Below are 12,959 nucleotides of genomic sequence, written 5' to 3'. Positions count from 1 at the left end.
CGCGCGGGTGTACGGTGGCTTAGCCTCGCAGGCATGACCCGCTTGCAGGACTACGCCCGCCAATTAACCTCGCCGATGGAGCTTCTCGGCGAGGTATTCGGCCTTGCCGAGGCGGATCTGCGGCGGCTCGGTATTTCCCGGCAGGAATCGCGCGAATTGCTGCTGCTTGCCGATGCCTACTTCGGCCCCACCTCCTTCACCCGCCGCCAGCGCACGTGCCGGGCGACCAAGCACTGCTTAACCACACTCAAGCTGATTGAAAAATACGTCTCCCGCACCAAGACTAAGCGGGATGCTTGGGCGCTGCGGGCGGAGTTGTGTGGGACTTCGGGGGACATCGACAAGCTGGCGCGCACTCGGCTCAAGGAGATGTATCCTCCCCGCCAGCCCCAGCGTGGGGTGCGCATGACCCGGCGAAAGGACGGGCCCTCCACGCTGTCGATTACCGGCGATTCCGATTTCATCGCTGACCTGCACTCCACCATTGGGGAGGACTCCCCACTCGAGGCTGTCGACCGCATCTTCTTCCGCGGTGGTGCCACCCGCCCGGTGGCTAGCACCAATATCGTCATCCACCTCGATGAACTGGATCAAATCTTAAGCGGCGGCGGCGAAGAGGTCACGCTGCAGATGACCAACGGTGCCGAAATTTCCGGGGCCAAGTTGGTGGAGAAAAAGCTTGCCGAGGTCGGCCTTGTCACCCTCATCCATCCCTTCGAGGGCCCAGTCAACCTCTATAGGACTTCCAGGTTCGCTTCCGAAAAGCAGCGGCTGATGGCCGCCGCCGAAAACCCCTCCTGCCCGTGGGCAGAATGCAATTATCCGGCCGATAAATGCCAGGTCCACCATCTCCAGGCGTGGAAGCACGGCGGCGAGACGAATATGGACAACCTGACCATTGCTTGCCCCTATCACAACGGAGTCAACGACGATGACCCGCACGCCCCGCCGGTGCGCGGCCGCCTGCATCGCCATCGCGGCCGCATCGAATGGCTCCCGCCTTGGGCCTCGCCGCCCAGCTAGGTGCTCCCCTGGAAAGCGGCGCTCCGCCTGCTGTCGCTCTTCAACTTGCCACCACTTTTAGCAATCACTGGTCCAGCGGTTGCCAGTTTGGCGCGCCGTAAGACCTGTGAACCTGCGGTGTGGTCTGGGGCGCCGCGAGCAGGGTACGTTTCGGCGTGTCGTGGGCCCTGTGTGCTGGCGGTGCGTTTTGGTGTGCCTTCTCGCAAGATCGAGGCAATGCCACGCCCTTTGCACTGTGGTGGAAGCAAATGCGTGGTTGGCCAGAGATTAGCTGGGCAGCGGGATTTTAGGCTTCGAGGAGGCTGCGGCCGAAATAATCGGAATCATCGGCAACGCCGGGAAGTGCGTAGAAATAGCCGCCGCCGTAGGGGCGGATATAGTCCGCCAGCGGTTCGCCTTCGAGGCGTTTTTGCACCGTGATGAACTGTCGCTTCAAGTCCTGCTGGAAGGAGATAAACACCAGGCCCACGTCGAGGGTGCCATTATCGCGCACGCCATTGTCATAGTTATAAGCGCGGCGCAGCATCAACTGGTCAGCGGTGTCTGGGGTGCGAGGATTGGCCAGACGGATGTGGGCATCGGTGGGAATCACATCGCCGGTGGCATCATCGAGGTAATCTGGTTCGGCGTGCTCGTCGCCGCCCGATAGTGGGCCGCCGGTTACGCGGTCGCGGCCAAAGATTTGCTCCTGCTCGGCGATGGAAATGCGATCCCAAAACTCGGTGTACATGGCAATAAGCCGCACCGCCATATAGCTACCGCCCGCAGCCCAATCGGGCTCATCCGAACCGGCCCACACGAGCGAATCGTAGTCATCAGGGCCGGGATTGACGATGCCATCCTTAAACCCCAAATGATTGCGCTGCGTACCCGACGGCCGCGGGGAATTCATATAACCGTTCTGCCGCCAGCGCACTGCCACATCGCCGCGGGTATGGCGCAAAATATCGCGCAGCGCGTGGAGAACAGTATCGCGTTCATCGGCGCAAATCTGTAAAGCAAGGTCACCGTGACATTTTTCTTCTTGCAGGGTGTCATCAGCAAACGCTTCCATCGCGCGCAGGTGGGCGGGCTTGTAGGCGGCGAGGCCGAAGCGGGCATCGAAAAGCGAATCGCCCACAGCGAGGGTGATAGATAAGTGATCGGCCGGAAGCTCAGGGCCCAGCTCGCCCGAATCCATTGCCGGGTAAGCAATGCCATCGGGCGCGGGAGTGCCACCAGCGGTTAAGATGCGTGCCCTTTCACTTAGCGTGCGCAGGAGCTTGTCCAAACGGGCCTTTGTCTTGACCTGCACGTCCAACGCCACTATTTCCGAGTATTTCTGTGGGGGATTTATGATGCCTTGCTGGTGTTCGCCGTGAAAATCCAGCGCGCCCGGCTGATCCACGGAATCGGTGGTTTCGAGCGGAAGCGACGTGGACTGCGCTTCTGCTCCCGGGGCAGCTGCGCCTGCGGCCGCGGAGGCGGCGAGGCCAGACAGAAAAGAGCGGCGGGAAAAGTTAAACGGGCACGGCACTAGTTCATCCTCCGGATAACGGTCATGGTGGCAACTGGGGCGAGCAGCTCATTCGCCTTGGCGACGCCCGCCTGTAAGCGCAATCGGTCCTCCTGTGTCCAGTTGGCGAAAGCCACGCTAGAAGCACCACCGTATTTATCGTCGAATTCCTCAGCAAGGGAGTCCAAATCCGCGAGCTGGTCGTAGATGGGAGCGGTGTCTAAACCGCGATCCTCGACCAAAGCGCGCACGGGATCCAGCGTTTGCCGCGTCGATGTAATGATTCCGCGCAGGGCGGTAGGCAGGGCGTGGGCGCCGAAATCGCGCTCGCCGCGCAGGTCAAAACGCTCGAACTCCTCCATCACCTCATGCGCGCGCAGCCCATAATCCGGGGCGGGAATGGCAAAATGGGAGGTGTCGAGGGCGTGGGCGGTCTGGTCGGTGGCATCGGCAAGCGCGGCGGCGGGCTGGGTAGCATCGCTCGGCGGGCGATTGGACCACAGGATGCGCTCGATGTCTTCGTAGCCCTCCAAATCCGGGCCGGGCCACTCCGCGCTGGAATCGTCGAAGGAGCGATAATACTCCAGGTAGTCCAGGTAGGCGGCTTGGGCGGCGGGGCGGGAGGAAGAAGTGGCATCGGCAAGCGCATGCGCGCGCTTTTGCAACTCAGGCACGCGCTTTTTCTGGTTTTCAGCCTGCTTGATGGACACCGCGGCGACCTCGTGATCCGTAATGGGGACCATCTTGGGCGCATTCGTAACGGTGGACCCCGTCACCGTGAAAACGTCGGACTCCACGGCGGAATCGTTGTGGAAGACGCAGGTCAGGTGGTAGGTTCCGTCCTCCAGCTGCGGGTTCCACTCGCGAACGGCAGGGGTGCCGATGCGCTCGAGAACCTGGTAGGCATTGCCCTTGTCATCGGAAACGTAGACCGTGAGGGCAAGCCCGGTGGTGTTATTAATCTTCCATTTCGCCTCACCCTGCACATCCTCAGGCGCCGGGCAGGAATACACATCGCGCACGGCGAGCTCGCGTGTGGGCTGCTCGCTGCCCTGCCCACTGAGCGTGGCCTGGGTACCCGTTTGCGGGATGGAGAGCCCAACGGCGAGCGCGAATGCGGTGGCGAAACGGGAAATCTTCATAAATTAGAAAGGCAGGTTCTTCAAATCCAGGCCGGGGTGACCACTCATGAGCCAGCCGATGATGCCGGCGGCTACGCCCAGTGCGGCGAGGATGCCGATGATGCCTACCTTGGAGGAACCGGAAGCGGCGTGGTTAGTATCCGGCTGCTGGGCCTTATCCAGCGTGGTCACGGCAGGAACGCCCTGCTCGGTGACCTTGGTGTCATTCATGCCATCGACAACCGGCTTCAGGTTGGTGCCAGCGCGCGAGGTGTCATCCACGCGCTCTACGGAGTCATAATCCTGCGCCACAGTGCCATCGGTTTCATTGAGGAAGAGCTTCGGGGCCTTCTCCGCAACCGCGAAGTCGAACATGCCGGTGAGCTCACCCGCGCGGTCATCGAAGGAATCGCCGCCCAAGCGGCCGAGGCCCCAGTTGTCCTGGATGAACTTGGTCACCGAGGTCTGCTCGGTATAGGTGGAATCGATGTGGTTGGTCTTGGCATAGGGAGATACCACCAACAGCGGCTGGCGAGTACCGGGGCCGCACTGGCCGTTTTTATCACCCTTGATGCCTACCTTCGCGGCAGCGGCGGTGCAGATTTCCTTGTCCTGGTGCGGATCAGTGGAGCCGTTGAGGATTTCCGGTGCCTTGTGGTCGTACCAGCCATCGGAATCGTCGTAGGCGATGACGACTGCGGTGGAATCCCACTCCGGGGAGTTTTGCAGCTCGTTGATGTAGTGGGTGATAAACGCTTGCTCATCCAGCGGATTGGAGTAGCCAGCGTGGCCATCCTGGTAGTTGGCGGCCTTGAGGAAGGAGACGGAAGGCAGATTGCCCTGCTCGATGGCGGTATCGAAGTCCGCGAGGTCGTACTGGTGGTTTGCCTGGTCGGTCTTGCCAATCATGTCATCGCTGGACGGGGCCAGGTGGTGTGGGTTGGCGGTAGAGGCGTAGTACTGGAACGGCTCGTGGTGCGGGTTGTAGTCCGTCTGGTTCTGGCCGGTCAGTGTGGTGTGCGAAGAACCGCAGCGGGCGCGGGAGTCCTTCGTTGCCTCATCGGTGGGGCGGAATCCGCCTTGGAACCAGCCCCAAGTGACGTCCTTATCGTTGAGCTGGTCACCAATGTTCTTGGAGTGCATAGCGGTGACCTGGTTGGTACCGGCGGAGGACTTATTGGAGCAGTCATCGAAAAGCGGGTCTGGGTCGCCCACCACGGTGGCGGTAGACCCCGTCCTCGGATACGCCGGCCAGGGCGTGGTTCTTGCCATCCTCGATTTTCTGCTGGTCGCCCGTGGCTGGGTCGTGCATGGTGGCATCCGCAACGGTGCCGGAAATCAGGTTCAGCGCGCCCGGGGTGGAGGGACCGAAGATGGTGGAGAAGCTGTTGTCATTCAGCGCGAAGTTCTGCGCGTAGTTCCACATACCGGTCACGGTATTGCCGTCGTAGTATCCCATGGTCATGCCCGGGGTGGCGTAGGCACCCTCATTGCTCTTATCGATGTCCGTGGACACAGTCTCCGGGAACTTGTCCATCTTGCCGCCGTTGTAGGCTTCCTGCTCATCGGCGTAGTGGTGGTTCTGGTCCGTGGTCACGGAGTGTTCAGGCGAGATGCGAAAAGGATCGATGGAATTCGGATTGTCCTTCAGCTTGCCGCTGTTTTCGAGATTATCCGCTTTAGGGGTGTCGGCCTTGGCGGTGAACTTAGGGGCAGGTTTCTCGCTTCCCTGCAGCTTTTCGGTCTCGTCATTGAGTGCATTCGGGTAGGTGCCGAAGTAGTGGTCGAAGGAAATGTTTTCGGAGTAAATGACCACGACGTGATCGATGGGGGTCTTGGTTTCTGCCTGTGCGATACCGGGGACCAAGGAGGTCGTAGCAGCGGCTGCGGCGCACACTGCCACAGCGCGAGAGCGAAGCTTCATCTTATTTTCCGCCTTAAGTTAAACGAGTGAAACAAAGAGGGAGAAAGTGGCTGTGGCTCGCCGAAGAGTCACCGGTCGCTTTCGAATCGAAATTAAACGCCGTGAAACCATAAACCGCAAACACTCAAAAAGGGCATTCCCAGTCTCAGGAATGCCCTATGGGTGCTGCTCAGCCTCGCTTTTAGGCGGCAGCCACCGCGGAGATTGTTAACTGAAAGTTAAAGTACTATTACGCTGCGCTTTCCAGTGCTTAGTCGTCCGCGTCCGTCGACAGCGCCGCCACGAAGGCCTCCTGCGGCACCGACACGGAGCCCAAGGTCTTCATGCGCTTTTTACCCGCCTTCTGCTTTTCCAGCAGCTTGCGCTTACGCGAGATATCGCCGCCGTAGCACTTGGCCAGCACGTCCTTGCGCATGGCGCGGATGTTTTCGCGGGCGATGACTTTGGTACCAATGGCCGCCTGGACTGGGACCTCGAATTGCTGGCGCGGGATGAGCTCCTTGAGCTTCTTAGTCATCTTATTGCCATACCACTGGGCGGAATCGCGGTGGATGATGGCGGAGAAGGCATCGACTGGGTCGCCGTTGAGGAGGATATCCACCTTGACGAGGTCAGATTGTTGCTCGCCGGCCTCCTCATAGTTGAGCGAGGCGTAGCCCTTGGTGCGGGATTTCAACATGTCGAAGAAATCAAAGATGATTTCGCCCAAGGGCATGGTGTAGCGCAGCTCCACGCGGTCTTCGGACAGGTAATCCATCCCGCACATCTGGCCACGCTTGGTTTGGCAGAGCTCCATGGTCGGGCCGACGAACTGCTCGGGCACGATGACGGTCATGGAGACAATGGGCTCGTAGACCTCGTTGAGCTTGCCTTCCGGCCAATCTGAAGGGTTGTGAACCCAGCTTTCCTCGCCGTCTTCTGCCACCACGCGGTAGGTCACGGACGGGGCGGTAGAAATCAGGTCGAGGCCGAACTCGCGCTCCAGGCGGTCGCGGGTGATTTCCATGTGCAGCAGGCCCAAGAAGCCGCAGCGGAAGCCAAAGCCAAGGGCGACGGAGGTCTCGGGCTCGAAGGTCAAGGAGGCATCGTTAAGCTGCAGTTTTTCCAGCGCATCGCGCAGGTCGGGGAAATCGGCCTGGGAGATGGGGAAAAGCCCGGAATAAACCATCGGGTCAGGATCCTTGTAGCCTTTCAGCGGGGTCTCGGCGCCGCCGTGGGACCAGGTGACGGTATCGCCCACCTTGGTCTCGCGCACGTCCTTCACGCCGGTAATCAGGTAACCCACCTCGCCGGGGCCCAATCCCTCGCACTTTTGCATCGTGGGCGAGACGATGCCGATTTCCAGCAGCTCGTGGTTGGCGTTGGTGGACATCATCGTCACCTTCTGGCGCGGGGTGAGCTTGCCGTCCACCATGCGGATATAGGTCACCACGCCGCGGTAGGTGTCATAGACGGAGTCAAAAATCATCGCGCGCGCGGGCGCATCGGGCGCGTGCTCCGAGGAAGGCGGCGGAACCAGCTCGCAGACCTTATCGAGCAGCTCAACCACGCCTTCGCCGGTCTTGCCCGATACCTTCAACACTTCCTCGGGCTCGCAGCCGATGATATTCGCGATTTCCAGCGCGTACTTATCCGGATCCGCCGCGGGCAGGTCGATCTTATTGAGCACTGGGATGATTTCCAGGTCATTTTCCATCGCCAGGTACAGGTTGGCGAGGGTTTGGGCTTCGATGCCCTGGGCGGCATCGACAAGCAGGATGGCTCCCTCACACGCCTCGAGCGCGCGGGAGACCTCGTAGGTAAAGTCCACGTGGCCGGGAGTATCGATCATCTGCATGACGATCTGCTCGCCTGTCGATGCCCCCGATTGCGGCGCCCACGGCAGGCGCACGTTCTGCGCCTTAATCGTAATGCCGCGTTCGCGCTCGATATCCATATTATCGAGGAACTGGTCACGCATATCGCGCTCCGCAACCACCTTAGATAGCTGCAGGATGCGGTCTGCCAGCGTCGACTTTCCGTGGTCGATGTGAGCAATAATGCAGAAGTTACGGATCCGGGAGGGATCCGTAAACGTCGTGGCCGCAAAGTTTTCAGACATACGTCTACAATAGTCGACATGAATTCCGGCATGCTCACCCGTCTGCGCGAGGCGCTCGGAATCAGCGAGCGCGAGCCCGTGGACTCCGGCCTCAACCGCATCAACTCCCAGTTAGGGCTGGACAGATCCGCCCAAAGCCACGAGCCGCGCAAGGCCGCCTCCATCCAGGTCGAGGCCACTGCGGCGCACCCCCGTTCCATCTTCTTCTCCCCCGATATGGACGGCCAGGCCGATTCTGGCGAGGTCGTGTGGGTGTGGACGCCTTCGGAAGGCAAGCAGTCCCCTCCCCGCGAGCGCGCTATCTTGGTGGTCGGGCGCACCCGCACCACCGTGACCGGCCTGCTCATTTCCGCCAACCCAGAGCATGCGCTTGACGATGCCTGGCTGGAAATCGGCTGCGGCGAATGGGACGCCTCCGGGCGCAATTGTTGGGTGCGCTTGGACCGTTTATTGGAGGTTTCCGAGGAGCAGGTGCGCCGGCAGGGCATCCTTTTTCCAGAACGCAGGTTCGAAAGGATTGCCAACCGCTTGCGCTCGCGCTATCACTGGGCGTAGTTCTGCGGCGCGGCGCCCGCAGACTTGGCTCGTGCGCGGTTGCGCTGCTATTATTTGCAAGTTACTTACTTTCCGGGCGCGTTGGTCGGGGCGGGCAGGACCTTGGGTTCGCTCTTCGAATACCAACGCCGAGCGGTTTCCCGCCCTTGGCGGGGATCGCGGGACACGTCCGGCGGGTTTGTTTCTGAATCAATCATCTTCGATTATCAAGAGGTATTTTTCATGGCTAATATCAAGTCCAAGCAGAAGCGCGTTCTGACCAACGAGAAGTCTCGTCAGCGCAACAAGAGCGTGCGTTCCGCGGTTCGCACCGAGATCCGCAAGTTCCACGCAGCCGTAGAGACTGGTGACAAGGCTGCAGCTGAAAAGCAGCTGCGCGTTGCTTCCCGTGCGCTGGATAAGTCCGTTTCCAAGGGCGTCTTCCACCGCAATGCTGCTGCTAACAAGAAGTCCGGTTTGGCTACCGCCTTCAACAAGATGGACTAGTAACTAGCCTTCTTGTCTCCCCCGAACAAAGCGCTGCCTGCGTGCAGCGGCTTGTTCGGGGGATTTTTATTGCGCCGTTTTCATTGCTCGTGATGAGCCTAGGCTAGATCATCGGCAAAGTAGGCCTCGAAGATCTTGCCTGCATCTGCATAGGCCACCGACAATGATGTCCGGCCATGGGTTTCCACAAAAGTCTGGATGGCGGTTTGAAACTGCGTGTGGATGATATTGACCGCCGGGATGAGCCGAGAATCCGAGGCCTTCCACCCCTCGCGGGCTTGCAATGCTCGGCGGATGTGCATCATGACGCGCTCGTTTCGGCGCCAGTACATGGACAATAATTTCCCATCCTGGGAGAGTGCTCGGGCGGTCAATTGGGAGATTTCTGGGAAATGATCGTTGCCCACAGCGTGCTCGAATTCCGCGTTTGCCATGATTGCAGAATCCTCCCGCAAGCTGCCGGTGGGCAGGCCAGCGGCGAAGTTTTGCAATTGTTGGTCGAACTTTTCCGAAACTTCCGGGCCGAGTACCGCTGACTCCTTGTCCTTGACGTAGTTAAAGAGGGTGCGCCGAGATATCCCGACGTCGTGCGCAAGCTCTTCCATGGTGAACCCGTCATACCCGTGGTCAATGACAAGCCGCAGCGCTGCGACGCGGATCTCTGAAATGCGCGGCATACTCTCTCCCCTCTTCCTCACGATATTCAACCCGTGGAAACCCAACAATTCAACCCCATAAATATGGTATTTTTCTTCACTTTATAGTCTTTCTGCCCACCAAGAAAACCGACCCTTGGTAGGCTTCCCTAACCTCCTTAAATCGCCGAAGTTACAGCATGTCAACGCGGCGTTCCCAACCCACGACGGCGAACCAGACGCCGAATCAAGCACTAAAGCAGGCGCTGGAGCAGGTGCTTGATCACCGTGATATTTTGCGCTGCAACACTTAGTTTATGGGCTTGTATGTTCGAAAGGGTGATGGTGTTCGTGTCTGCGGGGGCGGCTAAGATAGGTGACCAATGAACAACGTCAAGCCTCTGGTGAAATGGGCCGGCGGGAAACGCCAGCTCTTGCCGCATATTCACGCCGCCCTGCCCGCTGGGACACCGCGGCGTTATTATGAACCCTTCATCGGCGGTGGCGCGGTTTTATTTTCGCTCACTCCGGCCGCAGCGCGGGTCAATGACCTCAACTCGGAGCTCATCAATTTATATGAGGTAGTGCGCGAAGGCGTCGAAGAACTCATTAGCCTGGTATCGACCTACCCGAACGACGCGGATTTTTTCTATCAGCTGCGCGCGGTAGACCGCGATGCAGAACGGTTCGCGGCGCTATCTGCTACAGAGCGCGCCGCGCGGACGCTGTATCTGAATAAGACCTGCTATAACGGCCTGTACCGGGTAAATTCCGCGGGGCAATTCAATGCGCCTTTTGGCCGTTATAAGAACCCCACCATCTGTGATGCGGATACGCTGCGCGGGGTCCACCAGTATTTTTGGGACAATGACATCACCTTCACGCAGGGCGATTTCGCTGCGGCGGTAGCAGATGCCGGTGAAGGTGACTTTGTCTATTTCGATCCGCCTTATGACCCGGTCAACGTCACCAGCTCCTTTACCGGTTATCAAAAGGGCGGTTTTGACCGCGCGGAGCAAGAGCGCTTGAAGGCGGTGTGCGATGACCTCAATGCCCGCGGCGTGAAATTCCTCCTGTCCAATTCCGCCACGGAGTTCATCCGCGACCTCTACGCAGATTATTCCATCGACACCGTTGCGGCCACCCGCGCCATCAATTCCGTGGGATCACGCCGCGGCAAGGTAGATGAAGTGCTCGTGCGCAATTACGAGGTGGGCCATGAGTAAAGCACCGAGCACCCAGGAGCAGCGGGAGCTTCGCGCGCTTTTCGGAGTCCCAGAGGGCGAAAAGCTTGGCCTCGATGATTGGGGATGGCTGCGCATCATGGCCGCAGGGCGTGGCGAGGAGCTGGAAGAAAACGGATACTTCTACCTCACGGCCAAAGAGCTAAAAGAGCTTTCCGGCCGGGAACCGCGGCTGATGGCCAAGCACGATTTTTCTACCTCGCGCCCGTGGATTTTCAAAGAACTGGGTTTGGGTATTCTCCCGGTTAGCCGCAGCGAATACTTCGTCGGGCCGTTGGACCTGTACGAACGGTTCCCGGAACCGACCCACGCCGGGCCGAGTTCTGTGCGCACGTTGGACATGCCAGCCGGCCTTGACACCCTTGACATCGAGAGCGTGAACTCGGAATCGATGGCGTTAAATGTGGCATCGGCAAGCGGCATGCTTGAGCACTTCTTGGGATGCGAACCATTGCAGGCCACCGTCGCCGGGCGCATGTCGTCGCTGGAAATGACGATTCCAGTGCCGGATCTGGGGCTGGAAGTCAAGGTCGACCGCGCGCAGATGGAAATCGACGGCGGCTTCGAATCGCTCGAGCATTTGGTGCTGGTGGAGGCGAAAAATCACATCTCCGAAGATTTCAATATCCGGCAATTGTATTTTCCGTACCGACGCTTCCAGCAGTGGCTATCTAAGGCAGTGGTGCCCGTGTTTTTGGTCTACTCGAATGGGATTTTCCACCTGTATCGGTACGATTTCAGTGCTCCCGCGGATTTCCGCAGCATCGCGCTGGTAGACCACGCCCGCTACGCGCTTAGCGCTTCGCACCTCAGTGTGGATGATGCGCTGGGCATTATTGGCTCCGTCGAGGCTGAGCCGGAGCCGGCGGGGATTCCCTTCCCGCAGGCCAATAGCTTCGAGCGCGTGGTCAACCTGGTGGAGCTCATTGCGCAGCAGCCGATGAGCAAGGAGGAAATTGCGGAGCAGTACGACTTCCATCTGCGCCAGGCAGACTATTACGCCAATGCGGCCTGCTATCTCGGGCTGCTGGCGCTTGCCGATGGCCACTATCAGCTCACCCCTCGCGGCGAAAAGGCCATCACACAGCCCCGACGCGATGGGCGCAACGCTGCCCTGCTGCGCGCGTTGGCGGCACGGCGGGTTTTCCGGCAGGCGCTGGAGATGAGCCTGCGGCGCGGGAAGGTGGCCGAGACGCACGAGATTGCGGCGTCGATAGAAGGACTCGGCCTGGGCGCTGGCACGGCGAGGCGGAGGGCCTCGACGGTGGCGCGGTGGATCCAGTGGGCGCTGGATGTGGTGGCAGAGGGCGAACCTGAGACTTTGCCGGGGCTTTAAGCCACGAGCTGTTGTACACCAGCGACCACGAGCGCGACGCCGGCGATGATGAAGAACAGGCCCGATCCGATATCGATCCACGGACCGGCAGCGATGAGCTTGCGGCGCACCGCATTCGTGGAAATCACCGTGGCCACCACGAGGAAGAAGGCGAAGGCCGATAGCGCCAGCGCCAGGGTTAAGGCGATGGCCAACCACAACGGTGGGGATGCCGGCAGCTGCGGGGCGATCATGGCGGCGAGGAACAACACGATCTTCGGATTGGACAGGTTCGTTGCCAGCCCCATCTTGAAGGAATGGCGCAGCCGGCCCAGTTTGGCCTCGGCGTCCTCCAAATCAACGGGCGGGTTGGTGCGCTGTTCGAGGCCGCTGCGCAGCGCCCGCCATCCCATGAAAACGAGGAAGCTACCGCCGATTGCCTGGACCGCCCCTAAGATTCCGGGGAAGGCGGTCAGAAGGGCGGCCGCGCCAAAGACCGTGGCACCGCACCAGAACAACACGCCGATTTGAATGCCCGCGGCCGCAGCGATGGCGTGGCGGCGCGACTTGGTGGCATAGCGGGTGACCAGGATGATATCTGGGCCTGGCGAGGCCACGCCCACCAGGTTCATCAGGAGAATGGTGAAAAAGGAAGTCCAGCTCACTGCGCGGACTCGCCTTCCAGGCGACCGAGCAGATCCTCGCGGCCAAACATGCGGGCCGAATCAATGGCGGTTGGCTGGCCGGCGGTAGCGGAGGCGCCGGCGTTTAGGAGGGCATCGATAACCGCGTCTTCTTTTTTGAAGATCGCACCTGCCAGGGGCGATTGGCCGCGATCATTGAGCAAGTTCACGTCGGCACCGGCGCCCGCCAGCGCGGTAACGAGATCCGCGTGGCCGTGGTAGGCGGCAAGCATGAGAAAAGACTGGCCGTCTTGGTTGACCAGATTGATATTGACGCCCTGGTCAATATAGTTCAGGAGATCGGGGTTTCCCTCCCGCGCCATGTCAAAGAGCCGACCGGCGAATTCTTGCACTTGTTCCTCAGACATGGGCTCTAG

The 12,959-nt window shown here is 60.1% G+C and carries 13 protein-coding genes; 5 read left to right on the top strand and 8 right to left on the bottom strand.

The window, feature by feature from the left end:
* Positions 1 to 33: 33 nt before the first annotated feature.
* Positions 34 to 1,023, top strand: a complete 990-nt coding sequence (locus tag ABRP66_RS01515) for an HNH endonuclease signature motif containing protein (RefSeq protein ID WP_410755785.1) — start codon at positions 34 to 36, stop codon at positions 1,021 to 1,023.
* 286 nt (positions 1,024 to 1,309) lie between these two features.
* On the opposite strand, the gene efeB is transcribed toward ABRP66_RS01515, so the two are convergent.
* The 5 genes from efeB to lepA all read right to left on the bottom strand — a co-directional run bounded on the left by efeB (position 1,310) and on the right by lepA (position 7,664).
* Positions 1,310 to 2,539, bottom strand: a complete 1,230-nt coding sequence (gene efeB / locus ABRP66_RS01510) for an iron uptake transporter deferrochelatase/peroxidase subunit (protein WP_284770245.1) — start codon at positions 2,537 to 2,539, stop codon at positions 1,310 to 1,312.
* The gene (locus ABRP66_RS01505; RefSeq protein WP_284770244.1) at positions 2,539 to 3,660 is read right to left on the bottom strand and encodes an EfeM/EfeO family lipoprotein; all 1,122 of its coding nucleotides are present in this window, start codon (positions 3,658 to 3,660) and stop codon (positions 2,539 to 2,541) included. The genes efeB and ABRP66_RS01505 overlap by 1 nt, the downstream gene beginning before the upstream one ends.
* A 3-nt stretch (positions 3,661 to 3,663) precedes the next feature.
* On the bottom strand, positions 3,664 to 4,911 hold the full coding sequence (locus ABRP66_RS01500; RefSeq protein ID WP_349838228.1) for a phospholipase C: 1,248 nt from the start codon (positions 4,909 to 4,911) through the stop codon (positions 3,664 to 3,666).
* Positions 4,826 to 5,563, bottom strand: a complete 738-nt coding sequence (locus ABRP66_RS01495) for an alkaline phosphatase family protein (protein ID WP_349838227.1) — start codon at positions 5,561 to 5,563, stop codon at positions 4,826 to 4,828. The genes ABRP66_RS01500 and ABRP66_RS01495 overlap by 86 nt, the downstream gene beginning before the upstream one ends.
* A gap of 250 nt (positions 5,564 to 5,813) precedes the next feature.
* The gene (gene lepA, locus ABRP66_RS01490) at positions 5,814 to 7,664 is read right to left on the bottom strand and encodes a translation elongation factor 4 (RefSeq protein WP_349838226.1); all 1,851 of its coding nucleotides are present in this window, start codon (positions 7,662 to 7,664) and stop codon (positions 5,814 to 5,816) included.
* An 18-nt stretch (positions 7,665 to 7,682) separates the two neighbouring features.
* Between lepA and ABRP66_RS01485 the strand changes: the two genes are divergently transcribed.
* Entirely contained in the window at positions 7,683 to 8,219 is a 537-nt protein-coding gene (locus tag ABRP66_RS01485; protein ID WP_284782310.1) for a type II toxin-antitoxin system PemK/MazF family toxin, read from the top strand.
* A 222-nt stretch (positions 8,220 to 8,441) separates the two neighbouring features.
* A complete protein-coding gene (rpsT, locus tag ABRP66_RS01480; RefSeq protein ID WP_023023493.1) occupies positions 8,442 to 8,705 on the top strand; it encodes a 30S ribosomal protein S20 in 264 nt (87 codons plus the stop codon).
* Between the two features lie 98 nt (positions 8,706 to 8,803).
* Here the strand turns inward: rpsT and ABRP66_RS01475 are convergent, their stop codons facing one another.
* Entirely contained in the window at positions 8,804 to 9,382 is a 579-nt protein-coding gene (locus ABRP66_RS01475) for a TetR/AcrR family transcriptional regulator (RefSeq protein WP_284770240.1), read from the bottom strand.
* 341 nt (positions 9,383 to 9,723) lie between these two features.
* Here ABRP66_RS01475 and ABRP66_RS01470 point away from each other — a divergent pair, with 341 nt between their 5' ends.
* Positions 9,724 to 10,566 carry a DNA adenine methylase gene (locus ABRP66_RS01470; RefSeq protein ID WP_284770239.1) on the top strand — a complete coding sequence of 281 codons (843 nt, stop codon included), beginning with the start codon at positions 9,724 to 9,726 and terminating at the stop codon, positions 10,564 to 10,566.
* Entirely contained in the window at positions 10,559 to 11,920 is a 1,362-nt protein-coding gene (locus ABRP66_RS01465) for a type II restriction enzyme (RefSeq protein WP_284850058.1), read from the top strand. Before ABRP66_RS01470 ends, ABRP66_RS01465 begins: the two co-directional genes overlap by 8 nt.
* Here the strand turns inward: ABRP66_RS01465 and ABRP66_RS01460 are convergent.
* Both ABRP66_RS01460 and ABRP66_RS01455 read right to left on the bottom strand, forming a co-directional pair.
* Positions 11,917 to 12,564, bottom strand: coding sequence for a LysE family translocator (locus tag ABRP66_RS01460; RefSeq protein ID WP_284770237.1), 648 nt, complete (start codon positions 12,562 to 12,564; stop codon positions 11,917 to 11,919). The two genes, ABRP66_RS01465 and ABRP66_RS01460, sit on opposite strands and share 4 nt — an antisense overlap.
* A complete protein-coding gene (locus ABRP66_RS01455; RefSeq protein ID WP_284770236.1) occupies positions 12,561 to 12,950 on the bottom strand; it encodes an ankyrin repeat domain-containing protein in 390 nt (129 codons plus the stop codon). The genes ABRP66_RS01460 and ABRP66_RS01455 overlap by 4 nt, the downstream gene beginning before the upstream one ends.
* Positions 12,951 to 12,959 lie beyond the last annotated feature (9 nt).

The sequence above is a fragment of the Corynebacterium sp. KPL2680 genome, assembly GCF_040225675.1.
Taxonomy (GTDB): domain Bacteria; phylum Actinomycetota; class Actinomycetes; order Mycobacteriales; family Mycobacteriaceae; genus Corynebacterium; species Corynebacterium rhinophilum.
Note: the sequence above shows the minus strand (reverse complement) of the source record. Positions and strands in the feature narration are given on the sequence as shown.